Genomic DNA, 25,084 nt, shown 5'->3' with positions numbered 1-25,084 from the left:
GTTTGAAAAGTAGCGAAGTTTGTATACAGAGGAAGCGGGATAAAGTGAAACTTTAATCAGTGGGGTATTGTTCATCTTCTACGGATTAGTAGCATTCACTATCGGGCGTTAATGGGGGATAAAGATAGGGAATGTGTTTCATACTAACATACAGATATTACACTTAAAGGAGCATTTGTATGGGACACTCACATGATCACGGTCATTCAAAAAATAAAAAGGCGTTATTAATTGCCTTCTTATTAACAACAAGCTTTATGATTGCTGAAGTTATTGGCGGATTTGTAACAAATAGCTTAGCACTATTGTCTGACGCAGGGCATATGTTAAGTGATGCAGTATCCTTAGCTTTAAGTTTACTTGCGTTCAAGCTTGGGGAAAAAACGGAAACGGCCGCGAAAACATATGGGTATAAGCGAGTCGAAATGTTAGCGGCATTATGTAATGGTGTCGTTCTTATTGTCATTTCAGTATATATTTTTATTGAAGCAATTCGTCGTTTTAAGGAACCAGTTGAAATCGCTAGTAATGGAATGCTCATTATTGCTGTGCTTGGTCTGCTTATTAATATTGTATCAGCTTGGATATTAATGAGAGGCGGAGATGTGAAAGGTAATTTAAATTTAAGAAGTGCGTTCTTACATGTACTAGGCGATTTATTAGGTTCAGTTGGAGCGATTATTGCTGCGTTACTTATTAAATTTTTTGGATGGACTGCTGCAGATGCGGTTGCTAGTATTCTTGTGTCTATTTTAGTCATTATAAGTGGATGGCGTGTAACACGTGATACAGTTCATATATTAATGGAAGGTGCACCGCAGCACATAGATGCTGAAGAGGTGAAAAATACATTATTAAATATTACTATTGTAAAAGAAGTTCATGATTTACATATATGGTCTGTAACATCAGATTTTCAAGTATTAACTTGTCATCTTATTATCGAAGGTAATGAAACGCAAAGCGTATTGAAAGAAGCAACGGATGTATTAAAGGGGAAATTTCATGTAGAACATGTCACCATTCAAGTTGAAATAGAAGGTGAATTTAACCATAATGAGACAACTTGCAAAGTATGAAAGAAAAAGGGTATGAAAAAGTGTCATAACATTTTTCGCGTGGCATACATATATATAATGTGGCCACAAATACTTTGTAAGGTAAATATTTCATAAGATTACTTTACTTATTAAGAATCATCTTTTATAATCAAAAGTGGTGATTGATAAAGATTATCATTTTCAATGATCGTAGAAAGGAGTTTTTTAAAAGATGAGTAGTCAACTCCGTTTTGCTGTTGAAAATCGTAAGAGACATTTAATTGATGAGTTAATTGGAGCAGGGGTGTTTAAGATTCGCGACCGACAATTATACGAGCTGTCTTTAGAGGAATTGGAAAAAGAGTACGAGCATATTGAAGATTACGCAAATATTCAGGCATAGCATATAGATTATTAAAGAAGGAGCTGGTTACACTTTTGTGTAACCAGCTTTATTATTTCATAGAAATTATTTTTTGTATTTCTTTCATTGGACGGAGCCAGTTTTGAGACATCATTTGTTCCATTCGTTTTTCATCCTGTTTTTGTAGTGCTTGAATTATAGAGTGATGTTCTTTAATAGATTGACTTGCAGGCACGAATTTTTGGAAAAATAAATATTCAAGGCGTAAAATGTGAAGTTGCATATTTTCTAGAAAAGGTTCAATATATCGGTTTTTAGCAATAGAAGTAATTGTATTGTGAAATCGTATATCTAGTTCTAAAGCTTTTTTTGAATCTTTTTCATGTATAGATTGTTGAAAAGCATCATTTATCTCGGAAAGTAGTTTAATATCAGCGTCTGTAACTTTTTGAAGTGCTTGCTTTCCTATAATTGAGTGAAGACCAGCTATAGTCTCATAAATGATAGATACGTCGTCTAACTTAATAGGCGCGATTTTCGTTTTTTGCCCAGGTACCATTTCAACTAATCCAGAAAGCTCTAAAATTTGTAAAGCTTCTCTAACAGGTGTTCTGCTTACTCCTAGTGCTTCTGCCAATTCCCCATCATTTATTTTCTCATCAGGTCGTAAAACACCTTCTATAATCCAATCTTGCAGTTGATTTAAAACGAGTGACTTTGCTGAAACTCTTCCTGGTTTTTTATAATTTTGAGGGACAGGCATAGTGAATTCAATCCTTTCATTGTATATGTTTCTTTTTCGTATTAACAAGCTTTAATTTTGGTTTTCCTTTATCCGGTTTTTGGCCTAATATGAGCACCATTACAATTACACAAAAAGCACCTAATAACTAAACGGTACGTGCAAAATAAGCACAGAAGAAATAATAGCTGCGAGTGGTTCTGTACAGCCAAATAATGTTGTTTCTTTAGGCGTAAGGTATCTTATGCTATCTAAGTATAAATAAAATGCGATGAGTGTCCCGAAAATGACGACAAATGTAATGAGCGGGAGGGTACTTAGTTTTACATATTTCATAGTTGATAATAAAATGAATTCGTTTGTGGAAATAAAGTGTAAAATCGTTACGCCAATCCCCCCAATGATCATCCCCCATCCAACGATAACGGATGAAGACCACTTTTCTAACAATTCTTTTGAATACAAACTATAAAATGCGAGTGATAGTCCAGATAAAATGCCCCAAATGATAGCTGGTGTGGAAACAGCTAAGTTTTGAACAGACCCGTTTGTTAGTAAGAGGAAAGTCCCTAATAATGAGAGTGCAATTGAAATAAAATCAATTTTTGATGGACGGACGTTCCATTTGAACAGTAAGTATATAGTGATAAATATAGGGGCTAAATATTGTAACAAAGTTGCAACAGCAGCGTTTCCTTCTTTAATAGAAGCGAAGTACGTGTACTGTACAGCAAGCATGCCTAAAAGACCGAACAAAATCATCTTATTTGCATCAGACTTTTTTTTCCAGATGCCGAATATTTCTTTTTTGTTCGTTCCAAATGATGACATAATGAGCAAAATAGCACCGGATATAAGTAAACGGATTGTAACTAGCCATTCAGTAGAAACATTTTCATATTGAAATAGTTGTTGCGTAGCTGTTCCGGATAAGCCCCATAAACAAGCACCGATTACAACCATAATAATTCCTTTTAAACGATTTGAATCCATAAAATATATAAGTCCTCCTTTTAAAAATATATATTGGATACAATATGCAATATATCACAGAATGGAATATTAATAAACTGAAATTTCTAATTAAAAATAAAATTGTTTATCCCGCATTAACGGGCAGTAAGACTCCCACCTTGAAATTCGGCGAGAGTCGTGCTGCCCGTAAATGCCCAATTGGTGAGGGCTAATAATCAGTGGAGGATGGAAAACCCCCACTGATTAAAGTTTCACTTTATTAAGAACGATAATCTTTTTTGTGTATAGTAAAATATTGTAGGGGGGAGTTATATGCTAGCAGGATTTTTGGTTTGTTTATTTGTTGGATTACTTATCATTTTTTTAGGGTATCAAATACATGTGAAAAAGAAATTGTTTTTGTTGGCAGGATATCAAGCAGAAACGTTTGTTGGAGATAAAAATAAATTAGCGAAGCTTTCAGGTGTGTTTTCCTATATAGTCGGAGTTGCTACTATACTATTACCGTTTGGCTTAGAAAAAATAGGTGATGTAGTTGGTATCGTATATGCTATCTTAATTGTTTTAGGTACAATTGTGTTTCTTATTAAAGCAAATATGTTAAATAAGAGTACTACAAAGTGAAAAAGGCTCCATGCTACGGAAACCTTTTTATTATGAAGTGAAAGTAAAAGCCGGAATAGGATCAACAAATGTATTTCAATCTTGTTTCATTTCTTTTTCTGTTAATAGAACGATTCATATCGATGCCGATAAATACAAGTTCAGTTATTTGATCTCCATATCGTTCATCCAAGTTTTTCAATGCTTCTGGTTCTAAGGAATGCTATTTCCACTTGTGAAAATAAGTAAAGTAGAGAAGATTAAGAAGCCAGCAAATCCATATGTATATGAAGAATTACCCCAATAAGAATGGGGTAATTCTTCATCTTTTTGTGAAATATAATCATAATCGCGACGCCCAAAAAATAAAGATAAGAGTAATTTGGTTTGTTAAAAATATGTGTATAAGGAGATACGCGATGAACTGGGTTACTCATAAACCATCGTTTGAATTTGAAAATTTTAGTCCTATTATTCGGTCACAATCTGCGTGGAGTGGGCATTTAGATTTCGCATATGATTTAGTAAGATTTGAAGAACCAGCAACTTTAGTTGAGTTAGGTACGCATTTAGGTGCTTCCTTTTTTAGTTTTTGCCAGGGGGTAAAAGATGGTGGGTTAGCCACAAAATGTTTTGCTGTAGATACTTGGGCTGGAGATGGGCATACAGGTCCATATGGAGAAGGGGTTTTTCAAATAGTAGAAAAAGTGGTGAGCGATAACTACCTGAATATAGGAAATTTAATTCGGTCTACTTTTGATGATGCTCTGGATCAGTTTCAAGATGAAACGATAAATCTTTTGCATATTGATGGCTATCATACGTATGAAGCTGTTTCTCATGATTATAAAACATGGTTACCTAAAGTTGCGAAAAACGGTATTGTATTATTTCATGATATTGAAGTTAAAAACGGTGATTTCGGTGTGTATAAGTTTTGGGATGAGGTCAAGGTGAAACACCCTCATTTTCAGTTTGGGCATTCATATGGACTCGGAGTTTTATTTCCGAAAGGTTGTAGCGATAAGTTTTCGGAAATACTTAAAAATAAAGAAGAGATACAAAATATGTATAAATAAAAGAGGGGCATGCATCGATTAAATGATGTGTGCTCTTTTTTTATGTGGAAATATATTATTACATATGAGGTGAAAGCGGTATTAAAAAGTTTTGTTGAGGCAAATATTAAAAAGGTGATTATGGGTTAATAATGAGTTGGGGATGGGTAAAATCCTTACTGATTAAAGTTTCACTTCATTAAGTAGTTCTTTCGAAAGAAATAAAAATACAACATTTTTTATATTTTTCATTGCGAAAAGCGCAATCTACTTTTACAATAGAAAGGGTTGTGAATATATTATACTGAAAAAATAAATCGAAATAATATGAAAATTTTGTTTTGTCTTCGCTAATTGTATACTACATACACGTAAGACTACATACATCATGTTATCGACTTGTAAGGAGAGAAAAAAATGAAAAGTGTAAGATTACCATCGATGCTAGAAATTATTATTCTTTTATGCCTATTTCTTGCTGTCGTCTTTTCCTTCCAAACGATTTTTGATCTCCCAATTCAATTAGCGCTATTTATTTCATGGTTTTTAGTTATTGCGCTTGGATTAAGATTAGGATTTCGTTATCAAGAATTGCAAGATGCAATTACGAAAGGGATTTCTAATGGATTAGAAGCAATTCTTATTTTAGTTGCAGTTGGGGCTTTAATTGGAACGTGGATTGCTGGTGGGGTTGTACCTACATTAATTTATTATGGATTAGAATTCATTCACCCTAGCATATTCTTATTGGCAACTTTAATTATTTGTTCAATCACTTCTATCGCGACAGGAACATCATGGGGAACAGTTGGAACTGCAGGTATTGCTATGATGGCGATAGGTGAAGGGCTTGGATTACCACTTCCGCTTGTTGCGGGTGCAGTTCTTTCAGGAGCTTATTTTGGAGATAAATTATCACCACTTTCTGATAGCACAGTTCTTGCAGCTTCTATGGCGAAAGTAGATGTTATTGCTCACGTTCGAGCTATGCTCGTCTTAGACGTTCCAGCTTATATTATTACCAGCATTATGTTTACTGTTGCTGGATGGATGTATGGCGGGGATAATGTAGATTTAAATAGAGTTGAGTTTTTAAAAGAATCTTTATTAAAGCACTTTGATATTAAAATATGGATGCTTGTTCCAGCGGTAATTGTTATTGTGCTATTGGCGATGAAGAAACCATCTATGCCAACAATTGCTATGGGAGCTTTAATTGGTGCAATTTGGGCAACTCTTTTCCAAGGAATGAACTTTGGAGAGGCAATTGGAACAGCATATAACGGATTCTCAATTCAATCTGGTGTCGAGTTTGTCGATAAGTTATTAAACCGTGGTGGAATTAATGGTATGCTTGGTTCAGTAGCCGTTATTATTTTCGGCTTAGGTTTTGGTGGATTACTTGAAAAGCTAGGTGTTCTAAAGGTAATTGTATCGAAATTTGAGAAGAAATTAAATTCTGCAGGTAATGTAACATTGTCTACACTAATCGTTGCATTTTTAGCTAACATATTTGGTTGTGCGATGTACGTATCACTTATTTTAACACCAAAAATTATGGAAGAAAGCTATGATAAATTAAAAATAGATCGCCGCGTATTAGCACGTAACTCAGAAGTAGGTGGAACTTTGACTTCTGGTATGGTTCCATGGTCTGATAATGGTATTTTTATGGCTGGTATTTTAGGTGTATCAACATTATCATACGTTCCATTTATGTGGCTAAGCTTCGTATCACTCATTTTAGCAGTTATTTATGGATATACAGGCAAGTTCATTTGGTATGTAGATGATGCAGATAAAGGAAAGCAAGCATCATAAAATAAAAAATCACCTTCTACAATATGTAGAAGGTGATTTTTTATTTTATAATAGGAGTTGAAGAAGTTATTTCGTCCTCATATTTAGCAATTTTTTGTTGTATCTTTTTTAAGTTTTTTTCAGTGTCTTGAATGAGCTGTAAGACATTGGTCTCCTGTTGTTTCATTAATTCCAACCGTTGAAGGATGGTAGATTCCCCCACCATAGACCAGTCGATAAATTTTTTTATTTTTTGAATTGGCATACTGGTGTTTTTTAAACATAAAATCATCTCTAAATATTTCAGTGCTTCTTCATCAAAAGCGCGATCTCCTTTTTCATTTCTTTTAAGAAAAGGGAACAGTCCTTGTTTATCGTAATAACGTATTTGAGAAATAGTTAAGTGGTGCATTTTGGCGACTTGCCCAATTGTATAATACATATCATTCATCCCTTTATTACCAAGGTATAATGCCGTCTTTATTTAGTATTTTACCATTATAGTTTGTTTCACTTAATGCATATTTAATAATAATTTTAGCACTTGCATTGGTCGTATGGCCACCTGGGGAATTTCCATTTAGGTCAGTAGTTGTAAAACCAGGGGTTACTCCGAAAATTGCTGGACCGTTAGTACCAAATTCTTTGCTAAATGCTAATGTTAAAGCATTAATAGCTGTTTTTGAAGAATTATATCCTAATGTATTAATTGGGTGTGTTTCACCGCTAGCAAACATTGTTAGTGAGGCCATGTCAGTTGTTACATTTATAATTTTACTGTTGCTTGATTTCTTTAATAATGGTAAAAAGGCTTGCACCATTTGGAATGTTCCAAAAAAGTTAACTTCAAATCCTTGGCGTAAAGTTTCAATATTTAATTCACTAGGTAGCGTATGGAAGTCGAGTGCTATGCCTGCATTATTGATTAATAAATCTAAGTGGTCAGTCGTTTCATGGATTTTTTTGATTGCTTCTTGAATGGATTGAGCACTAGAAATGTCTACTTGAATATAGGAAACGTTTGAAACATTTAAAGATTCTACGGCTTGTTTTCCAAGTTGTTTATTACGAGCACCTAAAAATACGTGATAGTCTTTTTCTGCTAATTGACGAACCAATTCATATCCGATCCCTTTATTCGCACCTGTTATGAAAGCATATTTTTTCATTTTGAATTCCTCCAGTGTCGTTATAGTAGGTTACAATGGAAAGGATACAGCCTAAACCTAAGTTTAGGTCAAGAGGAATTTCTGAAAAAAATATTGAATATTTGTATATATGAGTGAGAATTCTTATCATTTGATTAAAAGTCTGTTAATATAAGAGATGTAGGTATTATATTTTCAAGGGGATGAAAAAATGGAGTACAGAATTGAAAGAGATACATTAGGAGAAATAAAAGTTCCAGCTGATAAATTATGGGCAGCACAAACACAACGTAGTAAAGAAAACTTCCCGATTGGAACAGAGCAAATGCCGCTTGAAATTGTAAAAGCATTTGCCATTTTAAAGAAGAGTGCAGCGCTTAGCAATCAAAAATTAGGAAAGTTATCAGAAGAAAAAGCAGAAGCAATTGTGGCAGCAGCTGACGAAGTAATTGCAGGGAAATGGAATGAACATTTTCCGCTTGTTGTATGGCAAACGGGTAGCGGTACACAGTCAAACATGAATGTGAATGAAGTAATTGCAAATCGAGGGAATCAAATTTTGAAAGATAAGGGATCTGACGTACATATTCATCCGAATGATGATGTGAACATGTCTCAAAGTTCAAATGATACATTTCCAACAGCGCTTCATGTAGCATGTGTAATTGCAGTAGAAAATCACGTATTACCGGCAATTACGGAATTAAAAGAAACTTTAGCAGAAAAAGTAACTGCATTTGAACATATTATAAAAATTGGTCGTACACACTTACAAGATGCAACACCGTTAACATTAGGACAAGAAATTAGCGGATGGCACCGTATGCTTGAAAAAACAGAGCGTATGATTGCAGAGAGCAATACATATATGAAAGAGCTTGCAATTGGTGGTACTGCAGTTGGAACAGGTATTAATGCTCATCCTAAATTTGGTGAGATGGTGTCAGAGGAAATTAGCCAATTTACAGGTAAGCAATTTATTTCTGCACCAAATAAGTTCCACGCATTAACGAGCCATGATGAAGTTGTATATACGCATGGTGCATTAAAGGCATTAGCAGCTGATTTAATGAAGATCGCTAACGATGTACGCTGGCTGGCAAGTGGTCCACGTAGTGGTCTAGGAGAAATTATTATTCCGGCAAATGAGCCAGGAAGCTCTATTATGCCAGGTAAAGTAAATCCAACGCAAAGTGAAGCGTTAACGATGGTTGTAGCGCAAGTGATGGGAAATGACGCAACAATCGGATTTGCTGCGAGCCAAGGTAATTTTGAGCTAAACGTATTTAAACCAGTTATTGCATATAACTTCTTACAATCCGCTCACTTATTAGCAGATGCAATTGTTTCATTTAATGATAATTGTGCAGTTGGCATTGAAGCGGATGAAGAAGTAATTAAAGAGAATGTGAATCGTTCATTAATGCTTGTTACTGCATTAAACCCGCATATCGGATATGAAAATGCAGCGAAAATTGCGAAGCATGCTCATAAAGAGGGGTTAACTTTAAAAGAAGCAGCATTGCAATCGGGCCTATTAACAGAAGAGCAATTTGATGAAATTGTAGATCCGAAAAAAATGATTGCTCCGAAAGAGTAATAGAAAAAGCCAAGGTTCTTAGTTTAGAATCTTGGCTTTTTTTGATATTTATTTTATGTTTCCGCCACTTGTACTACTGCAAGCTCCAAAAGATATTATTTGTTAGAAGACGTATTCATTACTTTCATATGTGGGCAGTTCTCTTTTAAGAGTGAAATGAATTTTTCTTCTTCTTGTGGTACGAAAGTTGTCACAGAGTCAAATAAATTATAATCAATTTCTAATTGCTGCCTAGTCCATTTTTCTGAACGGAGTGTTTTGCCAGAGTATTTAATGTGACGAATATCTTCAAATGGAATTTCAGTACGTAATATGAAACCGTGTTTTACAATAAGAGAAGATTCCGTTATGTTGTAGTGAGAGAAATAGAATGAAGAGAGATTCACGATATTTAACAGCATCATAAGAGTGAAAAAAATAGAATTTTCGTTTTGGAAGAATAGCGAAATGAAAAAAATAATTATAAATAATGTAATAAAAATGACGTGAAATGGATTTTTTTTCGCTTTAAACTTCAAGTTAGTCACCTCGTTATACGTGTTATTTAACTAAATTAAATCACAACATCGTAATAAACCGAAAGAATATGCAGAATTGCATATTCTTTCGGTTTATTATTCGTGTAAAATTTTTTGATAGGATAAATTTAAATGAAGTTTTTAATAGTGGAGTGGCATAAAGTGACTAACAAGAATAGAAGTGTAGTGCTAGTCATAATTAGTTGTATGATGATTATGAATGGCTGCTCAAATAGATTCGTTGAGGATGGAAAGCGAAAACATGTATTTGTACAAGCGAGTAAAGTTTTAGTGGAAGTTGTTTATAAAATATATAAAGGGTAAAAAGGGTGTTTCTATATGTGGAAACACCTTTTTTGTAGTTAAAATTGAATACTGAAGTTTTGGAATGAGTGAATGCCGGTTCCATGTTGAACGAGGTTGTTATCACTTAAATATTGAATAGCGTATTTTACTTCTTTCAATATAGTAGGAGAAAGACCAAGTGTATGATGTGAACCGTAAATTTGTTTAATAGGAGAGAAGTTTGTAATTTTGTTTAGAGACTGAACTAAGTCTACAGGATTTGTCGATGGATAAAACGCAAAAATCGTGCCTTCATAAAGTAAATCTCCTGTGAATAAAAACGCAGTTTCATAATCGTATATACAAATATGTCCTGGTGAGTGACCTGGGGTATGTATAATTTGAATTTTCCTATTTCCGATATCAATAATGTCTCCATCCTGTAGTAATTTTGTTGGTGTTCCTTGAAATGGATTGAATGTTTCAGGTTGAAATGTTTTAGGTGTAGGTTTAGTAATGTCACGAGCGATGTCGTGCCTAATTTGAGTAATAGGAAGTCCTTTTATGCCGTTAATGAGCCAATCTTCTTCTAAAGCATGTACATAGATTTCTTCATATTGTGAGTGACTACCGATATGATCCCAATGAACGTGTGTTGTGACAACTGTAATTGGTAAGTTTGTTAGTTGGTCCGTTATACGTTTCATATTATCGATACCTAGTCCAGTATCGATAAGGAGTGCGGTAGTATCGCCTACAAGTAAGAAGGAATGTACTTTCTCCCAATGTCCATATTCACTAATCGCATATGTATTTCGAGCGATTTGTTTAACAGTAAACCAAGGGTCGTGCAGAATAGTCATGTTTTGTTTCACATCCTATAGTAATTCATTTATTAAATACATTCGCTTTTCGTTGCTTTAAGTCCTTTTTTAATTTGTTTAATAGATTTTTTTATAAAAGTTTATAAAATGGGTAAACGGAACGTTGAAATGTTTGTTTGTGTTATGTTAAGATGGTGAAGTGGTAATAAACGTTATTGCGATTTGTTTAGTTTTTGAATAAACGTTTTGAAGGAGTGTTTAGTGTGAGTGATATTTCAGAGAAGTTTTGGGATGCATCGGTTGAGGAATTGAAGAAAGGGTATGTGTTTGAAGCGGAAGCAGAGGAATATATTTGTTTAGCTTGTGGAGAAGCGTTTATTAAGGGGGTTATTTATCAAGATAATCAAGTTTTGTATGAAGCAGAGAAGTTTGTGCAATTGCATGTGCAAAATGAACATACGTCTATGCTTGATTATTTATTAAATCTTGATAAGAAGTATACGGGTTTAACGGATTTGCAAAAGAAAATGGTTCAGTTTTTCCATATGGGGCTAAATGATAAAGAGATTGTAAAAGAGATGGATGGCGGAAGTACATCAACCATTCGTAATCATCGATTTACACTTCGAGAGAAAATGAAGCAAGCGAAAGTGTTTTTAGCGTTAATGGAACTGTCAGAAAAAAAATCAAAAGTACAAACGAAATTTGTACCCATTCATAGAACAGCAACGATGGTGGATGATCGCTACAATATTACGGAAGAAGAAAATGAGGAAGTATTAAAAGCACATTTTACAGAAGGATTAGATGGACCGCTTTCTAAATTTCCGAAGAAGCAAAAGCGTAAATTAATTATATTACGCCATTTAGTGACGAAGTTTGATAGTAATAAAAAGTACAATGAAAAAGAAGTAAATACTGTCATAGAAAGTGTATACCCGGATTTTGTAACTTTAAGAAGATATTTAATCGAATATGGGTTTTTAGATAGAACAGCTGATGGAAGCCAATATTGGGTGAAGTTATAATAATACGGAAAAGAAAATGAATGGAAGCACATCGTTATAACAACTATACAAAGAGATAGAAGTTGAAAAACAGATTTTTAGTAAAAGGAGAAATGAAATTTGAAACCACCTACAGATAACAATAAAGAAGGTGTAGAGTCACAGAAGTCAGAAACGGAACATAAGCCGATATGGAAATCGATGTCCATGTTTTTAGTGCCGTTACTTTTAAGTAATGTATTACAATCAGTTGGACAGTTATTTGGAATGGTAGTAGTAGGAAGATGGCTTGGCGTAAATGATCTAGCAGCTATATCGGCATTTTTCCCGTTATTTTTCCTACTCGTTTCATTTGTAATTGGAATTGGTTCTGGTAGTTCAATTTTAATTGGTCAGGCATTTGGTGCTAAAAATGAGGAGCGCTTAAAAGCTATCGTTGGTACGACGCTTACGTTTACTTTTATTATCGGAGTCGTGTTGGCGATAATAGGTAGTATTTTTGCGATGGATATTATGCGTCTTATGGGAACGCCAGAAAATATTATTGAAATAAGTGTGCATTACGCAAGAATTTTATTTATATCTATGCCAGTATTATTTTTATATTTTGCATACACAACATTTATGAGAGGTACAGGAGATTCTAAAACGCCATTTTACTTTTTAATCGTAAGTACAGCGCTAAATATGATTTTATTACCAATTCTTATTTTTGGCTGGTTAGGAGCTCCGAAATTAGATGTTTACGGAGCAGCCTATGCTTCAGTTATATCTACAGTTATTACGTTTATTGTCATGCTAGTGTATTTAAAGAAGAAAAATCATCCACTACAATTAGACGGGACAGTAAGAAAATATCTTCGTATGGACTGGGAGTTATTAAAATTATTGTTACGCCTCGGTATTCCAGCGAGTATTAATATGATATTAGTTTCATTATCAGAGATCGCGGTAATCGCATTTGTAAATCGGTACGGTTCAGATGCAACAGCGGCGTATGGTGTTGTGAACCAAGTTGCAAGTTATGTACAAATGCCAGCAGTTAGCCTCGGCATTACCGTATCAATTTTTGCAGCGCAATCAATTGGTGCAAACCAATTTGATCGATTACAGAAAGTTGTTAAGGCCGGAATTATTATGAATTATATCATTGGTGGTGTATTAATATCGCTTATTTACTTATTCTCAAGAGATATTTTAGCACTATTTTTGACAAGTCAAACTACAATTGAAATTGCTCATAGCTTAGTCATGATTACATTATGGAGTTACTTAATTTTTGGTCATGCGCAAATTATTAGTGCCACAATGCGAGCAAGTGGTACTGTACTATGGCCAACTGTAATCAGTGTTGTATCAATTTGGCTTGTTGAAGTACCTGTGGCGTATTATCTTTCTTACCATACGAGCCTTGGAATAGAAGGGATATGGATTGGGTATCCAGCTGCATTCATCGTTAGCTTAATATTACAGTATGCATATTATAAGCTTTCATGGCAGAAGAAACGAATTACACGATTAGTGAGTTAAAAGATGAAAATGTCCCTAAGTCATTATACTTAGGGACATTTTTTTATGAATGCTTATAAATAACTTTTTAAAGTTATGTCAAAATGTTGTCTAATGAGTTCTCCATTATTCATATAAAACTCCCAAGCTGTATCTGGCTCACCGATAATTTCAAATGAACCTTCTGTAATATATAAAGCGCAATTATCTTCTAATGCAATACCTTCTATATTACCTTGGTGAGTTTGTAAAAACGTATGGAAGGCATTCATTCTATTTAATTGATTGTAATGGGGGCAAAATCTTTTGTTAACAATACCCCAGCCACTACTTTCTATATAACCGGAACCTTCATAATCTGAACGAATGCTAGATGTGAACCAGCACATAGCACCGGCACTATATCCTGCAATAAGTGTTCCACGTTTTAAAGCAAATAGTAACTTTTCATCTAGTTTATGTTCTTTCCATTGTTCAAGCATGTGAACGTAATTTCCACCGCCAAGGTAAATTAAATCGGCAGAATGAATCATCTCATCTATTTCATATTTAGTAGGTGTTTCGGTTGAAATGCGTAAAATTTGAACCCCACAATGTAATTGCTTTTCAAATGTTTCTAAAAATAACTTTATATATCCTTCATCATCACGACTAGCTGTAGGAATGAATAATACTTTTGGGTATTGTTTATTCGTTAATTCTATAAGTCGTTCATTAATATGCAAGTGATTTGGATCTTGTAAATCACCGCCACCAATGACAGCTAATTTCATAGTAAAGCACCACCTAATAATATTTGTTATGTAAAAATTCGATAGTGGGGAGTTACATTCCTTCTGTGATTTAATGAATAAGGGGAAATAAAGTGAACAATATATTGAAATAGCATAAGGAGTCGATAGCTGTGGATAGAAAGGAATTAGAAGCAGTTTATCCCGCTATTTGCGGGCAGTAAACTCCCGCCTCAAAATTCGATTGGAGCAAAGCAGTTAGGTGGGAGCCCTGCTGCCCGTAAACGCCCGATTGGTGTGGGCTAATAATCAATGGGGGATGAACACCCCCCATTGATTAAAGTTTCACTTTATTGATATATAATACTGGAAAATATTGTTTCAAAATATGGGAACAATATGTTTAAATGAATATAACGACGTACTAATGAATGTTGAAAGAGTATTTATATTTAAAAAGTACAGGGAATACCAAAAGTTTTACAAAAGTGTTTTTTACTTTTTATAGGAACTTATTTTATAATATAGTTAAATTATATTAATATATTTATTAGCGTAGACTAAAAAGAGGGAGCGTGAAAGAGTGGATTTTCGATTTGAGTTCGCAGCGAAGGTGAAAGAATATTTAGATGATGAAAAAGATGAAAAAATAATAAAAGATGGACACAGAGATATAATTTATAAATATTTATATCCGTTAGAGAGTGAAATTGGAATTTTTAAAAACCCTAACTTTACTTTTTTTGCATCAGGAAGACGTTCACATATAGTATTAGAAAATATTGAATTTAAAACAGAAGTAAACGTAGAAAGTAATATAATTGAAATTACAAAAATAGTGGATAATGTGGTGATTCCATTAGATACTATCGTAGCTAAAGATCGGGAATTATTTGCACTTGGGCGTAATGAGAAATTTAGTGTGCAAATATTAGAATATTATCTCTATGATACATTTGGAGAGAAGTTAGGTTTACAATGAATCGAACGTGGTACAGATAACTAATTAGTGGAGATTAGGATTCATTTAAGTATCAGTTAATATCATTTATGTTTGACCTTCTATATATTTTATACTACAATCTGTAGTGTGAAAGGGGCCATACGATGTTTACTCAAAACTACAAGTTAAATGAGCAAGGGTTAAATCACTTTTTCGGACCGCTTGAAGCGAAAATAATGGAAATTGTTTGGGCTACTGAGGGTATTACCATTAAAGATGTGCAACAGAAATTAAGTGAAGAATCCCCGGTGAATTTTAATACTGTAATGACAGTTATGAACAGATTAGTAGAGAAAGCACATTTAGAAAAGCATATTGTGAAAAGAAGTGGTATGTATCGTACTACACAAACGAAGGAAGAATTTTTATCTAATCAAACGAAGAAAATGACACAGGAATTAATGGGTGAATTTGGAGATCTTGTTGTGAACCATATGATAGATGAGTTAGAACAAGCTGATCCATCTTTAATAAAAAAATTAGAAGAGAAATTAAGTCAGCTAAAAAAAGAGGACCGATAAAATGAAGTGGCAAATGCGTAAAATCGTTTTGTTAGCAGTGACTATTAGTGTGCTTTTTTTAAGCATGTTAGTATACTACGTTACATACCCATTTCTTTTTCAAAATAAAGCATTTTTCCTTTCGCAATTTTGTTTATTTGAATTACAAAAACATATGAGGGAACTATCAATACTTCGTATAATGATAGCCGGATTACTGTTATTTACTGTAATCATTATGAGTAAAAGAATTTGGAAGCAATTTTTTTATAGTAAAAGATTGAAAAGAAATCTCGTGTCTATTACTAGAAAAGGAAAGCAAGTGTACGTATTATCAACGTTACAGATTACGGCATTTACAATTGGATTATTTCGACCGAAAATTGTCATTTCAGAAGGAATGTTTCAGGCATTTTCTGAGGAAGAAATTGATGCGATTGTATTACATGAGGAATATCATCAAAAAAATCGAGATCCATTAAAGTTATTTTTCTTTACATTGTTAGCTGAGGGAATGATGTATATTCCTATATTAAAAGGGATGTTGCAGCGTTATCATGTATATCAAGAGCTATCAGCAGATAAATATGCGATGCAAAAAATGAAATCTTCATTTGAGCTAGGTAGTGCATTATTAAAGTTAATTAAAATAAAGACGATGCAAAATCAATGTATTACAGCGTCGTTTGCGAAAACCGCAATTAATTTACGAATTGAGCAAGTGTTGAATGAGAAAGTTGTTAAGCTGAATATACCATTACATACAAATTCAGTATATGTAACGTTAGGGCTATTTTGTATGTCGATTGTACTTATTGTCGGAGAGTGCATATAGCCTCTTTTTTTAATAATTAACACTACGCATCGTAGTGTGTTTAGGAGGGATAAAATGAATGCGGCGGATTTAACAATTTGGCTAGTAGTAGGGGCTGGGATACTTTCATTTATATCACCATGTTCTTTACCGCTATATCCATCTTATTTATCATATATTACAGGTGTGTCTATTCAAGATTTAAAAGAAAATCGTGGGATTATGCAAAAGTCAGCGATTATACATACAGTATTTTTTATGATCGGTTTCTCGGTTATATTTTATGCGTTAGGTTTATCGGTGAGCTGGATTGGGATTACTTTTTCATCTAATCAAAGATTGATTCAGCAAATTGGTGGGATTTTTATTGTTTTGATGGGGTTATTTATGACTGGATTGTTTCAGCCTAAGTGGCTTATGGCAGAGAAAAAAGTGCAGTATAGAAGTAAATCGACAGGATATATTCGCTCAGTTTTGGTCGGCATGACATATGCAGCAGGATGGACACCGTGTGTTGGTCCGATATTTTCTGCAGTGCTTATGCTCGGGGCGACCAATCCTGAAAGTGCGCTTCTTTATATTACGGCATATACTCTTGGCTTTGCAGTTCCGTTTTTCGTGATGGCATTTTTTATTGGAAAGGTAAAATGGATTGTTACTTATGCCAATGTCATGATGAAAATCGGCGGTGGAATGATGATTTTAACAGGGGTTTTATTATATACAAATCAAATGACGAAAATTACAGCGTTCTTTATTCGTCTATTCGGCGGATTTACGGGATTTTAGAAATGAGGAGGAAGAAAAGTGAAAAAACTAATTGCTATTATACTGGCCGGGGCACTAATTTGGGCAGGGGTTAATTTTTATAATACAAAGAAAGAAGAAAAAGAAAGAAAAGCGAAACAAGTGGAGTTACAAGAGAAAGAAGTATTGCCACAAGTGGGATTTAAAGCACCAAACATAACATTAAAAGGATTGGACGGGAAGCTGTATTCGTTAAATGATGCAAAGGGAAAACCATATGTTATTAATTTTTGGGCATCATGGTGTGGCCCATGTGAAATGGAGGCTCCTGACCTAGTTCGTTTGTATGATAAATATAAAAAGAATGTTGAAATCTTTGCGGTAAATGCAACAATCGGGGATCCAGTACAAGAAGCGAGTGCATTCGCAGATCGTCACGGATTTAAATTTCCTGTTCTATTAGATATGGACGGAGTAGCTGGATTAGATTATAAAGTATTCTCTTTACCAACGACATTTTTTGTTAATAAAGATGGAATTATTGTAGATCAGGCACGAGGTGTATTACCTCCAGATCAATTAGAAGAGAAGTTTAAGAAAATAATTGAGAATTAAGAGGGGATTTCATAGTGATGGAATGGATGGTGAGGTTACAACCAGTTTCCCTTATAATAGGAAGTCTATTTGGATTTACTCTGATGAAACTAAGGATGAAAAAGCAAAATATTCAATATGAAAAAATGATGGATGCAGTAACGAATGGTTTTCTCATCATTGTATTAGTATGGAAATTCGCACCGGCAATTTTAAATCCGGTATGGGCCATTGGGGCGCCGGTGCAAGCATTATTAGCTGTAGGAAGTATTCAACATATTATAGTAGGTTTTATTATGGCTAGTATATACATTGTTTGGAAAAGTAAAAAAGAGCAATTTTCTCTTCGAATTTTACTTGATACATTACCCTTTGGACTATGTATGAGTATTATCTTTTATTTTCTATTCCATCAAGAAGTAGGTGCACAAACGACACTCCCATGGGGAATGAAAATATATGAATCAAAATTTTTGTATCATCCTATTTTCATGTATGAGATTATACTCGCACTCGGTATAATTGGCTCGTTATGGATTAAAAATGAAAGAGTAGGGAATGGAAAGAATATAAGCTTTTTTCTAATTTGCGAGGGAATTGCTCATATCATTATTTCACTTATTAGTGAACAAAATTCAGTTCTATTTGGTCTTTCAATACAGCAAATACTCAGTTTTTGTGTTATTAGTTTAGGGATTTTGTTAGTACCAAAAAAATAAAAATAGCCATGTACGGAGAGCATCCTCCATGCATGGCTATTTTTTTATCATCACATGAATTAAAAAATCGGCGGAGTAACAGAGAATAAAACAATCGCATTTTTCTCGAATTGATTTACCCATTTATGGTTTAAATAAGCTGGTATTTTTACACTATCACCAGTTTCTAATGTGTATTCTTCTTCATTTAAGTGCAATGTGACTTTTCCGTCTAATACAAATGCTAATTCTTCTCCTTTATGTTCTAGCACATTTTCTGATGAAGCAGTATTTGGTGGGATAGTCATAATTGCTGTGGCTAAATTTCCTGTGAAATTAGGTGACAACAATTCATATGATAAATTATCGATAATCATTTTTTTTCTTTTATTAGAACGCACTATTAGATCATCTGTATTATTTTCTTCAAGTAAAAAACTAAATGTTGGAACATCAAGAGCTTTTGCGAGTACCTTTAATGTTTGAATGGAAGGGTTAGCAGAACCATGTTCAATTTGACTAAGCATTGATGGTGTGATTTCGGCCATCTTTGCTAGTTCTTTACTAGTTAATCCTTTTTCTTTTCTTTGTTTTTCAATTTTTTTACCGATATCTATATTTTCCATAATAAATGCTCCTTAATAATTATTTAAATTATATTTAAGTAAATTAAATTAAAATTAACTGAAACTGAATTTTATGTTAAACTATATTAAAATTAATTTAATTATAATTTATTATATGGCTAGCTACAAGAATATGAGGAGGAAGAGAAATGAAGGGGATAGAGGCATTAAAAGAGCGATACCCACTATTAAACAACCTTATTGCAACGGAAGAAGTATTTTGGATGAATCCGAATACAGAAAAGTATGAAACGGCAATAAAAGGTTCGCCGCTTAATGAAGAAAATGTAAAAGATGCGGAAGAGAGATTAAAGCGCTTCGCACCATATATTGCGAAAGTTTTTCCTGAAACGAAAGAAACGAGCGGAATTATAGAATCTCCTTTAGTAAAAATACCTTCTATGAAACAATCTTTAGAGAAAAATTACGAGCAACCTATATGGGGAGAATTATTATTAAAGTGTGATAGTCATCTTCCGATATCAGGATCAATAAAGGCAAGAGGCGGAATATACGAAGTGTTGAAACATGCAGAGCAATTAGCATGGCAGCATGGAATGTTAACAGAGAAAGATGATTATTCAATTTTAGATAGTGATAGATTTAGAGGTTTTTTCGCGAAGTATTCAATTGCAGTAGGTTCGACAGGAAACTTAGGACTGAGCATTGGGATTATGAGTGCAAAACTAGGATTTAATGTAACTGTTCATATGTCAGCAGATGCGAAACAATGGAAAAAAGATTTATTAAGAAGTAAAGGTGTAAATGTTATTGAATATGAAGCGGATTATAGTAAAGCAGTAGAAGAAGGAAGACTGCAAGCAGATGCAGATCCTAGCTGCTATTTTGTTGATGATGAAAACTCACATGATTTATTTTTAGGATACGCAGTAGCAGCGTCGCGTTTACAAAAACAATTAGAAGAGTTAGAGATTGCAGTAGATGAAGAACACCCTTTATTCGTTTATCTTCCGTGCGGGGTGGGCGGGGGACCTGGCGGAGTAGCATTCGGCTTAAAGTTATTGTATAAAGACAATGTGCATTGTTTCTTTGCTGAGCCTACGCACTCTCCGTGTATGCTACTCGGCTTAATGACTGGACTTCATGATAAAATTGCCGTTCAAGATATCGGGATTGATAATGTAACAGATGCGGATGGACTTGCGGTAGGAAGACCCTCTGGATTTGTCGGTAAAACGATGGAACCATTTTTGAGTGGAAATTACACAGTAAGTGATGAAGAGTTATATAGATTATTAAAAGAACTGGCTGATACTGAAAATGTTTATTTAGAGCCTTCTGCGTTAGCAGGTATGATAGGGCCATTGAATGTATGTAAAGCTGAAAATGAGTATTTACAAAAATATAGGTTAACAGAAAAGGTGAAGAATGGTACTCATATTGTGTGGGGAACTGGCGGTAGTATGGTTCCAGAAGACGTGATGAGTGGTTATTATAAAAAAGGTTCGGAATTAACGAAAGCAGAGTAAGGAAGAATGAGGCGATTTAAAGCCTCATTTTTTCATGTACATAAAAATCTTTGTTATTTTCACATTAGTTCTTTATAGTATAGTTATAAAGGATTATTCATATCGATTAAATATAATAAAAAAGCGTTATTTTACATAATAAGAGGATGTGTGTATACGATGTCATTACAGACAAAATATATAGCGGGTATTTCGCTTGGGGTTATGGGCGTAGGTTTTGCGGCTTCAATCCCTTTTCAAGGAACGGTAGCTGGGGAGATTATTCAAGGGGGATTTGAAGCGGGGTTAGTTGGTGGACTTGCGGATTGGTTTGCGGTTACAGCTTTATTCCGTCATCCGTTGGGAATCCCAATTCCGCATACAGCATTATTACCAAAAAATCGTAAGCGGGTAACAAAGGGGCTCGTTTCTACGTTAGAAAATGAATGGCTGACGAAAGAAAGTATTACAAGTAAAGTAAAAGAAATGCAGCTAGCACAAATGGTACTGGAAATTGCTGAGAAAGAGTTACAGTCTGACGCTGTGAAAAAAGGAATTGTAACAATTGCTGAGAAAGCGATTCTTCAAATAGATACGGAAAAATTAGCAGTTATTATTGAAAAAGAATTAAAAACGTATTTGCATACAATTAACACAAGCAACATATTACAAGTTCTCGTGGATCAATTAGTTGTGCAAGAATATGATGAAAAAACACTTGATTACATATTAGTAAAAGTGAAAGATTGGACAGCTCAAGATGAAGCACGTTATCAGCTAGGAAGCTTAGGTATGAAGGCGATGGAAAACATAAAAGTAGATGGATTTTTACAGTTTACTTTGAAATCATTTATGAATATTGTAGATGAAGATAAAATTGGAGGCATTTTGCAAAAGTTTATTATTAGCAATATTAACAGCTTGCAAGATGCTGATAATAGCACAAGACAACTTATATTAGCGAAGATTCGTCAAGAAATTATAAATGTAAAAGAAAATGAATCTTTATTACAGGAATTAGAGAATTGGAAAGAAAAATGGATTACCAATTGGGATGCTACTGACAAAATAAAAGAGATGCTTGAGCAAGTACAACAAAGGGCAGTTACCTTTGTGAAGAATGAAGAATTTGCCGATAAATATGTTGTTCCATTCTTACAAACACAAATGAATAAAATAAAAGAAGATGAACTGACTGTTCAAAAAATAGAAGATTGGTTACAAAAACAAGTTGTTACTATTGTTGAAAAAAATCATTCGAAAATTGGAAAGCTTGTGCAAGAAAACCTTGATAAGTTAGATGATAAAACATTAATCGAAATGATTGAAAATAATGTCGGGAAAGATTTGCAGTGGATTCGTGTGAACGGGGCTGTTTGTGGCTTTATGATTGGATTAGTTTTAGAAGGAATAAAAGCGATTATATGAGAGAAACCTTCCACAATTGTGGAAGGTTTCTTATTTTTCGATAATACTCATATTTATATTATAAGCTTTCTCGATATTTAATTTGTACGTCCCATTTCCTGTTTTTATCGAGTTTTTATACCAATGTTCTTGCGCATTTAATTCTGGATTTTCTTCTGAAGAATTATTTTCTTTTTTCGTTAAATCTTCTACTTGTTCCCAAGGTGTGTTTCCGTGAGTTTCTTTTTTGTTTGTTATGGCGATTAAAGATACATCACTTTCTTTTGCTAAATGAACAGATACATTTGAACTTTCTTGTACAAACCAATTATTTTGTAATTGACCTGGATAAAGTGATAGTTCGTTATTTGAAGCGCGAATCTCTACATTTTTATTTTGCGGAAGAACGAGTGTTTGTTTCACCTGTGGTGCTGAGTTAAATAACGTATGCTGAACAGGTAATGATTTTAAAGTTATATACATCGTTTCTCCAGCTGTTTGAACTGAAAGGAAATCCTCTCGTTTTAAATTGAGTTTTTCATTTGCTTTCGTCGTCATTTCATATGTCCCAAGAAGATGAATTTGATTTGTATTATTTCCCTCTATTGTTAGAGGGTGATGCCCCGCATCCACTACGATTTTTTTGATAGATTCAGGTATATCAAGTTGTTCATCCGGAATATTAGTCGTTTGCCTAGTTGTGTTAATAGAATGACGAACTTCTTCTAGTAATCCAGTTGATAATAAACAGTAAAAAGCAATTCCAACGCTTCCTAAAACTCCGATAAAGAAAATACTAAAAATATCATATTTAATAAATGATTGTTCCTTCTTAGAAAATAGAAGGTATAGTAAAATTTCAGCGCCAAGTATAATAAGTAAAACAGGCCACCATGCTGTTAATGTATCCAATACTTGAGTGCCTTTAATGACTGAAAATAGTAAGAAACAACCTAATGTAATAATGGAAAGCCCCATTGAGAATGTTCCAACGCGCCATGTTCTCATTCGTTTGTACCACCTTTGTTTTCTTTATTTCCAAGTAACAATTTAAAGCCGCCACCAATTAAAAGGAGAGCAACGATAGATGTTTGGAAATAGTGATAATATAGTTCGCTAAGATGAATATTAAATATAGTTACAAAATAATCATTCAAAATAGGAAGGACTGTTTGATCTAATAAATAATAACCACCTAATGCAATTAATCCGATACCGATCCATCTTTGATGATTTATAAAATAGTCGATGATAGGTTCGTCATGAACTCGTTCTTTTCCGTATTTTGCTGTTTGCTGTAATGTGTCAAAAAAGCTATAAAACCAAATGATTGGTACTAAAAATAAAAACGCAGAGAGTCTTAATAAATCAAGTAAATAAATAGATAGTAAAAAGGCTGCCATAAGCTGAAGGCCACGGCGTTGTAAGCCTAAATACATATGTCCTGCTCCAGGGAACATTGCTAAAATAGAAGCGAATGTTTTACTTTTCTTTCCTTGTTCACGGTGCTCTTCAAATTCTTCAAAAATAGTACGATCAACTAATTGCTCGCCGCGTTCTTTTTTCTGTAGTTGTTGAACAACGTCGAAGAAGTTATAAATCCATAAAACAGGTAGTATAACGAGAAAGATAAGAAAACTTCCTTGAGATGTTAAGAGTGCAACGAATATAATCATGCTTCCTATCCCTGTACAAGCTACTAAAAATGTAAGGCCTCGCTGCATAAGTCCTAATTGGAAATGTCCAAGTCCAGGAATGATGGATAAGAGAATGATATAAAATCGCTCGCTATCTTTAGAGGACTCTGTAAATTGTCCGGCTGCTTGTTTTTTCGATTGATTTATAATAGTGAAAATTAAATCAATTAAGTTGATTACCCATAACATTGCTAGTAAAAATAAAGAAAGAAAAGCAATATCGCGCGCTCCTAATGCTATTGTACAAAATGCTGCAAAGATAAATAGGAATAAAGATCCACCGCTATATAAAATAAACCGTCCGAATCTCTTTAAATATAAATGTCCAAGCCCAGGAATTAGCCCTAATACAAGTGCTAAAAAGGGATTTTTATTCATGCTTTAAACCTCCGTCCTTTTTTGATGTGTGCACTGTTTTGTTTACAAGTTGTTGTGAGATAGAAGTCTCATTGTGTTTCGACGATTTTTCGAAATTTGATGTCGCTGTGAAAATATAATGGAATAAACCACTTACCATAAAAATGATTGTAGCCGCAGTCGCAATTATGTAATGAATGATCGTACGCTTTAGCTGGTTTGATTTCATATTTTCATTAAGCTGTAACGTTTCAAAATTAATTTGCGCCATAACTTCGTTTGTAAATGAATCATCATTTATCATTGGAAGGTTTTCGTTTTGTTCGTCAATAATTTCCATATAAAGTGCTAAACAATGATCACATTCATAAAGATGTTCTTCCATAGATTCACGTTCATTGTTTGATATAATGTCTAATGTATAATTGCACCAATCTTCTTTTGAGTAATGCATCATAAAAACTCTTCCTCCTTCCAATGTTTTTTGATCCACTTTCTTGCCCGATACAGCTTCATTTCGACTGTTTTCACTTCAATGTTTTCCTGCAAAGCAATTTCTTGATAGCTTTTTTCTTCTAAGTAATGTGCGAGAACAACGTCACGGTAATTTTCGGGTAGTTCTCTTAGCTTTTGAGCAATGAGTAATTTTTGCTCTTTCGTCAATAATAAAGCCTCAATATTATGAGAGGATTTTATATTTTCTTCCGTTTCTCTACATAAGGAGAGTTCTTCGTTTTCTCTAGCATTCTTCCTCTTATAATCAATAGCGTGATTGGTAGCAATACGTGCCATCCATGTTTTTAATCCGCGAAATTGATAATTTGGGAGAGAGGCGTGAATTTTTACGAATACTTCTTGTGTCACATCTTTAGCATCTTCTTCATGTCTTAAAATAGAAAATATAACTTGGAAAATATAATGACGATACGTTTGTACAAGGATGCGAAAAGCATGCTCACTTCCTTGTT

The 25,084-nt window shown here is 33.8% G+C and carries 28 protein-coding genes and 2 pseudogenes; 17 read left to right on the top strand and 13 right to left on the bottom strand.

The window, feature by feature from the left end:
* Positions 1-179 precede the first annotated feature (179 nt).
* Positions 180-1,079 carry a cation diffusion facilitator family transporter gene (locus ACE38F_RS19370; RefSeq protein ID WP_375369717.1) on the top strand — a complete coding sequence of 300 codons (900 nt, stop codon included), beginning with the start codon at positions 180-182 and terminating at the stop codon, positions 1,077-1,079.
* A 193-nt stretch (positions 1,080-1,272) separates the two neighbouring features.
* Positions 1,273-1,443 (top strand): Fur-regulated basic protein FbpA, encoded by a 171-nt coding sequence (gene fbpA, locus ACE38F_RS19365; RefSeq protein WP_002012091.1) that lies wholly within the window; start codon positions 1,273-1,275, stop codon positions 1,441-1,443.
* Between the two features lie 52 nt (positions 1,444-1,495).
* Here fbpA and ACE38F_RS19360 read toward each other — a convergent pair whose 3' ends face one another.
* Both ACE38F_RS19360 and ACE38F_RS19355 read right to left on the bottom strand, forming a co-directional pair.
* Entirely contained in the window at positions 1,496-2,167 is a 672-nt protein-coding gene (locus tag ACE38F_RS19360; protein WP_375369716.1) for a GntR family transcriptional regulator, read from the bottom strand.
* A 16-nt stretch (positions 2,168-2,183) separates the two neighbouring features.
* A pseudogene (locus ACE38F_RS19355) lies at positions 2,184-3,139 on the bottom strand (DMT family transporter).
* A 294-nt stretch (positions 3,140-3,433) separates the two neighbouring features.
* Here ACE38F_RS19355 and ACE38F_RS19350 point away from each other — a divergent pair.
* The gene (locus tag ACE38F_RS19350; RefSeq protein WP_375369715.1) at positions 3,434-3,745 is read left to right on the top strand and encodes a DUF3784 domain-containing protein; all 312 of its coding nucleotides are present in this window, start codon (positions 3,434-3,436) and stop codon (positions 3,743-3,745) included.
* Positions 3,746-3,820: 75 nt separating this feature from the next.
* Here ACE38F_RS19350 and ACE38F_RS19345 read toward each other — a convergent pair.
* A pseudogene (locus ACE38F_RS19345) lies at positions 3,821-3,938 on the bottom strand (GTP-binding protein); the annotation flags it as partial.
* 205 nt (positions 3,939-4,143) lie between these two features.
* On the opposite strand from ACE38F_RS19345, the gene ACE38F_RS19340 reads away from it, so the two are divergent.
* Positions 4,144-4,803, top strand: coding sequence for a class I SAM-dependent methyltransferase (locus tag ACE38F_RS19340; protein WP_375369714.1), 660 nt, complete (start codon positions 4,144-4,146; stop codon positions 4,801-4,803).
* Between the two features lie 396 nt (positions 4,804-5,199).
* Entirely contained in the window at positions 5,200-6,603 is a 1,404-nt protein-coding gene (gene nhaC, locus ACE38F_RS19335) for a Na+/H+ antiporter NhaC (protein ID WP_002135474.1), read from the top strand.
* Positions 6,604-6,643: 40 nt separating this feature from the next.
* On the opposite strand, the gene ACE38F_RS19330 is transcribed toward nhaC, so the two are convergent.
* Both ACE38F_RS19330 and ACE38F_RS19325 read right to left on the bottom strand, forming a co-directional pair.
* On the bottom strand, positions 6,644-7,033 hold the full coding sequence (locus ACE38F_RS19330; protein WP_375369713.1) for a MerR family transcriptional regulator: 390 nt from the start codon (positions 7,031-7,033) through the stop codon (positions 6,644-6,646).
* 7 nt (positions 7,034-7,040) lie between these two features.
* Positions 7,041-7,751 (bottom strand): SDR family NAD(P)-dependent oxidoreductase, encoded by a 711-nt coding sequence (locus tag ACE38F_RS19325; protein WP_375369712.1) that lies wholly within the window; start codon positions 7,749-7,751, stop codon positions 7,041-7,043.
* 190 nt (positions 7,752-7,941) lie between these two features.
* On the opposite strand from ACE38F_RS19325, the gene fumC reads away from it, so the two are divergent.
* Complete coding sequence (fumC, locus tag ACE38F_RS19320) at positions 7,942-9,330, top strand: class II fumarate hydratase (protein WP_375369711.1); 1,389 nt, start codon at positions 7,942-7,944, stop codon at positions 9,328-9,330.
* Positions 9,331-9,425: 95 nt separating this feature from the next.
* Here fumC and ACE38F_RS19315 read toward each other — a convergent pair whose 3' ends face one another.
* Positions 9,426-9,848 carry a PH domain-containing protein gene (locus ACE38F_RS19315; RefSeq protein ID WP_044441536.1) on the bottom strand — a complete coding sequence of 141 codons (423 nt, stop codon included), beginning with the start codon at positions 9,846-9,848 and terminating at the stop codon, positions 9,426-9,428.
* 132 nt (positions 9,849-9,980) lie between these two features.
* Between ACE38F_RS19315 and ACE38F_RS19310 the strand changes: the two genes are divergently transcribed.
* A complete protein-coding gene (locus ACE38F_RS19310; RefSeq protein WP_375369710.1) occupies positions 9,981-10,172 on the top strand; it encodes a hypothetical protein in 192 nt (63 codons plus the stop codon).
* A gap of 38 nt (positions 10,173-10,210) precedes the next feature.
* Here the strand turns inward: ACE38F_RS19310 and ACE38F_RS19305 are convergent, their stop codons facing one another.
* A complete protein-coding gene (locus ACE38F_RS19305; RefSeq protein ID WP_375369709.1) occupies positions 10,211-10,996 on the bottom strand; it encodes an MBL fold metallo-hydrolase in 786 nt (261 codons plus the stop codon).
* Between the two features lie 224 nt (positions 10,997-11,220).
* Between ACE38F_RS19305 and ACE38F_RS19300 the strand changes: the two genes are divergently transcribed.
* Both ACE38F_RS19300 and ACE38F_RS19295 read left to right on the top strand, forming a co-directional pair.
* The gene (locus ACE38F_RS19300) at positions 11,221-11,985 is read left to right on the top strand and encodes a DUF2087 domain-containing protein (protein WP_375369708.1); all 765 of its coding nucleotides are present in this window, start codon (positions 11,221-11,223) and stop codon (positions 11,983-11,985) included.
* A gap of 99 nt (positions 11,986-12,084) precedes the next feature.
* The gene (locus ACE38F_RS19295; RefSeq protein ID WP_375369707.1) at positions 12,085-13,494 is read left to right on the top strand and encodes an MATE family efflux transporter; all 1,410 of its coding nucleotides are present in this window, start codon (positions 12,085-12,087) and stop codon (positions 13,492-13,494) included.
* A gap of 53 nt (positions 13,495-13,547) precedes the next feature.
* On the opposite strand, the gene ACE38F_RS19290 is transcribed toward ACE38F_RS19295, so the two are convergent.
* A complete protein-coding gene (locus tag ACE38F_RS19290) occupies positions 13,548-14,246 on the bottom strand; it encodes a peptidase E (RefSeq protein WP_375369706.1) in 699 nt (232 codons plus the stop codon).
* Positions 14,247-14,787: 541 nt separating this feature from the next.
* Between ACE38F_RS19290 and ACE38F_RS19285 the strand changes: the two genes are divergently transcribed.
* The 6 genes from ACE38F_RS19285 to ACE38F_RS19260 all read left to right on the top strand — a co-directional run bounded on the left by ACE38F_RS19285 (position 14,788) and on the right by ACE38F_RS19260 (position 18,581).
* On the top strand, positions 14,788-15,186 hold the full coding sequence (locus ACE38F_RS19285; protein WP_002031084.1) for a DUF3942 family protein: 399 nt from the start codon (positions 14,788-14,790) through the stop codon (positions 15,184-15,186).
* A 125-nt stretch (positions 15,187-15,311) separates the two neighbouring features.
* Positions 15,312-15,728 (top strand): BlaI/MecI/CopY family transcriptional regulator, encoded by a 417-nt coding sequence (locus ACE38F_RS19280; protein ID WP_078175715.1) that lies wholly within the window; start codon positions 15,312-15,314, stop codon positions 15,726-15,728.
* A 1-nt stretch (position 15,729) separates the two neighbouring features.
* Positions 15,730-16,542 carry a M56 family metallopeptidase gene (locus ACE38F_RS19275; RefSeq protein WP_341307156.1) on the top strand — a complete coding sequence of 271 codons (813 nt, stop codon included), beginning with the start codon at positions 15,730-15,732 and terminating at the stop codon, positions 16,540-16,542.
* A gap of 54 nt (positions 16,543-16,596) precedes the next feature.
* The gene (gene ccdA / locus ACE38F_RS19270) at positions 16,597-17,310 is read left to right on the top strand and encodes a cytochrome c-type biogenesis protein CcdA (protein ID WP_002064714.1); all 714 of its coding nucleotides are present in this window, start codon (positions 16,597-16,599) and stop codon (positions 17,308-17,310) included.
* Between the two features lie 18 nt (positions 17,311-17,328).
* Positions 17,329-17,883: a TlpA family protein disulfide reductase gene (locus ACE38F_RS19265; protein WP_375369705.1), complete on the top strand. Its 555-nt coding sequence runs from the start codon at positions 17,329-17,331 to the stop codon at positions 17,881-17,883.
* A gap of 17 nt (positions 17,884-17,900) precedes the next feature.
* Entirely contained in the window at positions 17,901-18,581 is a 681-nt protein-coding gene (locus ACE38F_RS19260) for a prolipoprotein diacylglyceryl transferase family protein (RefSeq protein WP_215556574.1), read from the top strand.
* A 59-nt stretch (positions 18,582-18,640) separates the two neighbouring features.
* Here the strand turns inward: ACE38F_RS19260 and ACE38F_RS19255 are convergent, their stop codons facing one another.
* Positions 18,641-19,186 carry a helix-turn-helix domain-containing protein gene (locus tag ACE38F_RS19255; protein ID WP_375369704.1) on the bottom strand — a complete coding sequence of 182 codons (546 nt, stop codon included), beginning with the start codon at positions 19,184-19,186 and terminating at the stop codon, positions 18,641-18,643.
* Positions 19,187-19,335: 149 nt separating this feature from the next.
* On the opposite strand from ACE38F_RS19255, the gene ACE38F_RS19250 reads away from it, so the two are divergent.
* Both ACE38F_RS19250 and ACE38F_RS19245 read left to right on the top strand, forming a co-directional pair.
* The gene (locus ACE38F_RS19250) at positions 19,336-20,676 is read left to right on the top strand and encodes a D-serine ammonia-lyase (protein ID WP_375369703.1); all 1,341 of its coding nucleotides are present in this window, start codon (positions 19,336-19,338) and stop codon (positions 20,674-20,676) included.
* Between the two features lie 159 nt (positions 20,677-20,835).
* Positions 20,836-22,083, top strand: coding sequence for a DUF445 domain-containing protein (locus ACE38F_RS19245; protein ID WP_002158418.1), 1,248 nt, complete (start codon positions 20,836-20,838; stop codon positions 22,081-22,083).
* Positions 22,084-22,113: 30 nt separating this feature from the next.
* Here the strand turns inward: ACE38F_RS19245 and exsE are convergent, their stop codons facing one another.
* From exsE to ACE38F_RS19225, 4 genes are read right to left on the bottom strand one after another with little or no spacing between them, the layout of a single operon-like run.
* Positions 22,114-23,070 carry an exosporium protein ExsE gene (gene exsE, locus ACE38F_RS19240; RefSeq protein WP_375369702.1) on the bottom strand — a complete coding sequence of 319 codons (957 nt, stop codon included), beginning with the start codon at positions 23,068-23,070 and terminating at the stop codon, positions 22,114-22,116.
* Positions 23,067-24,137, bottom strand: a complete 1,071-nt coding sequence (locus ACE38F_RS19235; protein WP_088078271.1) for a hypothetical protein — start codon at positions 24,135-24,137, stop codon at positions 23,067-23,069. Before ACE38F_RS19235 ends, exsE begins: the two co-directional genes overlap by 4 nt.
* Positions 24,130-24,573, bottom strand: a complete 444-nt coding sequence (locus tag ACE38F_RS19230) for a hypothetical protein (RefSeq protein WP_375369701.1) — start codon at positions 24,571-24,573, stop codon at positions 24,130-24,132. The genes ACE38F_RS19235 and ACE38F_RS19230 overlap by 8 nt, the downstream gene beginning before the upstream one ends.
* Positions 24,570-25,058, bottom strand: a complete 489-nt coding sequence (locus ACE38F_RS19225; RefSeq protein ID WP_088078272.1) for an RNA polymerase sigma factor — start codon at positions 25,056-25,058, stop codon at positions 24,570-24,572. Before ACE38F_RS19225 ends, ACE38F_RS19230 begins: the two co-directional genes overlap by 4 nt.
* Positions 25,059-25,084: the final 26 nt, after the last annotated feature.

Origin of the sequence: Bacillus altaicus, from assembly GCF_042136375.2 — a bacterium.
GTDB lineage: Bacteria > Bacillota > Bacilli > Bacillales > Bacillaceae_G > Bacillus_A > Bacillus_A cereus_U.
This window is presented reverse-complemented; position numbering and strand designations above follow the sequence as displayed.

Excerpts from the sequence above, each read along its gene's own strand:
- ACE38F_RS19235 (WP_088078271.1), bottom strand. The coding sequence starts at position 24,137 with ATGAATAAAAATCCCTTTTTAGCACTTGTATTAGGGCTAATTCCTGGG.
- fbpA (WP_002012091.1), top strand. The coding sequence starts at position 1,273 with ATGAGTAGTCAACTCCGTTTTGCTGTTGAAAATCGTAAGAGACATTTA.
- ACE38F_RS19245 (WP_002158418.1), top strand. The coding sequence starts at position 20,836 with ATGTCATTACAGACAAAATATATAGCGGGTATTTCGCTTGGGGTTATG.
- ACE38F_RS19330 (WP_375369713.1), bottom strand. The coding sequence starts at position 7,033 with ATGAATGATATGTATTATACAATTGGGCAAGTCGCCAAAATGCACCAC.
- ACE38F_RS19275 (WP_341307156.1), top strand. The coding sequence starts at position 15,730 with ATGAAGTGGCAAATGCGTAAAATCGTTTTGTTAGCAGTGACTATTAGT.
- ACE38F_RS19340 (WP_375369714.1), top strand. The coding sequence starts at position 4,144 with ATGAACTGGGTTACTCATAAACCATCGTTTGAATTTGAAAATTTTAGT.
- ACE38F_RS19280 (WP_078175715.1), top strand. The coding sequence starts at position 15,312 with ATGTTTACTCAAAACTACAAGTTAAATGAGCAAGGGTTAAATCACTTT.
- exsE (WP_375369702.1), bottom strand. The coding sequence starts at position 23,070 with ATGAGAACATGGCGCGTTGGAACATTCTCAATGGGGCTTTCCATTATT.
- ACE38F_RS19305 (WP_375369709.1), bottom strand. The coding sequence starts at position 10,996 with ATGACTATTCTGCACGACCCTTGGTTTACTGTTAAACAAATCGCTCGA.
- ACE38F_RS19290 (WP_375369706.1), bottom strand. The coding sequence starts at position 14,246 with ATGAAATTAGCTGTCATTGGTGGCGGTGATTTACAAGATCCAAATCAC.
- ACE38F_RS19325 (WP_375369712.1), bottom strand. The coding sequence starts at position 7,751 with ATGAAAAAATATGCTTTCATAACAGGTGCGAATAAAGGGATCGGATAT.
- ACE38F_RS19255 (WP_375369704.1), bottom strand. The coding sequence starts at position 19,186 with ATGGAAAATATAGATATCGGTAAAAAAATTGAAAAACAAAGAAAAGAA.
- fumC (WP_375369711.1), top strand. The coding sequence starts at position 7,942 with ATGGAGTACAGAATTGAAAGAGATACATTAGGAGAAATAAAAGTTCCA.
- nhaC (WP_002135474.1), top strand. The coding sequence starts at position 5,200 with ATGAAAAGTGTAAGATTACCATCGATGCTAGAAATTATTATTCTTTTA.
- ACE38F_RS19230 (WP_375369701.1), bottom strand. The coding sequence starts at position 24,573 with ATGATGCATTACTCAAAAGAAGATTGGTGCAATTATACATTAGACATT.
- ACE38F_RS19310 (WP_375369710.1), top strand. The coding sequence starts at position 9,981 with ATGAAGTTTTTAATAGTGGAGTGGCATAAAGTGACTAACAAGAATAGA.
- ACE38F_RS19370 (WP_375369717.1), top strand. The coding sequence starts at position 180 with ATGGGACACTCACATGATCACGGTCATTCAAAAAATAAAAAGGCGTTA.
- ACE38F_RS19250 (WP_375369703.1), top strand. The coding sequence starts at position 19,336 with ATGAAGGGGATAGAGGCATTAAAAGAGCGATACCCACTATTAAACAAC.
- ACE38F_RS19260 (WP_215556574.1), top strand. The coding sequence starts at position 17,901 with ATGGAATGGATGGTGAGGTTACAACCAGTTTCCCTTATAATAGGAAGT.
- ACE38F_RS19360 (WP_375369716.1), bottom strand. The coding sequence starts at position 2,167 with ATGCCTGTCCCTCAAAATTATAAAAAACCAGGAAGAGTTTCAGCAAAG.
- ccdA (WP_002064714.1), top strand. The coding sequence starts at position 16,597 with ATGAATGCGGCGGATTTAACAATTTGGCTAGTAGTAGGGGCTGGGATA.
- ACE38F_RS19350 (WP_375369715.1), top strand. The coding sequence starts at position 3,434 with ATGCTAGCAGGATTTTTGGTTTGTTTATTTGTTGGATTACTTATCATT.